Annotated in this window: 4 tRNA genes; all 4 read left to right on the top strand. The window is 52.0% G+C overall.

Features of this window, described 5'->3' with window-relative positions:
- Nucleotides 1-60 precede the first annotated feature (60 nt).
- Nucleotides 61-136, top strand: a tRNA-Val gene (locus LXM54_RS27720).
- A 7-nt stretch (nucleotides 137-143) separates the two neighbouring features.
- A tRNA-Thr gene (locus LXM54_RS27715) sits at nucleotides 144-219 on the top strand.
- An 18-nt stretch (nucleotides 220-237) separates the two neighbouring features.
- Nucleotides 238-313: transfer RNA gene (locus tag LXM54_RS27710), tRNA-Lys, on the top strand.
- Between the two features lie 5 nt (nucleotides 314-318).
- Nucleotides 319-403, top strand: a tRNA-Leu gene (locus LXM54_RS27705).
- Nucleotides 404-419 lie beyond the last annotated feature (16 nt).

Raw genomic sequence — 419 nt, 5'->3', positions numbered from 1 at the left:
GCGCCGATGGTAGTTGGGGGCTCTCCCCCTGTGAGAGTAGGACGTCGCCAGGCGTATAATGGAGGATTAGCTCAGCTGGGAGAGCATCTGCCTTACAAGCAGAGGGTCGGCGGTTCGATCCCGTCATCCTCCACCATACAAACGCCGATGTAGCTCAATTGGTAGAGCAACTGACTTGTAATCAGTAGGTTGGGGGTTCAAGTCCTCTCGTCGGCACCATCTTTTATTAATAGAGATGAGTCATTAGCTCAGTTGGTAGAGCATCTGACTTTTAATCAGAGGGTCGCAGGTTCGAATCCTGCATGACTCACCATTTATGCGGGTGTGGCGGAATTGGCAGACGCACTAGACTTAGGATCTAGCGCCGCAAGGCGTGGGGGTTCGACTCCCTTCACCCGCACCATTTAATTTAATACTCT

This window comes from Bacillus sp. Au-Bac7, from assembly GCF_021341655.1.
Lineage (GTDB): Bacteria > Bacillota > Bacilli > Bacillales > Cytobacillaceae > Niallia.
This window is presented reverse-complemented; position numbering and strand designations above follow the sequence as displayed.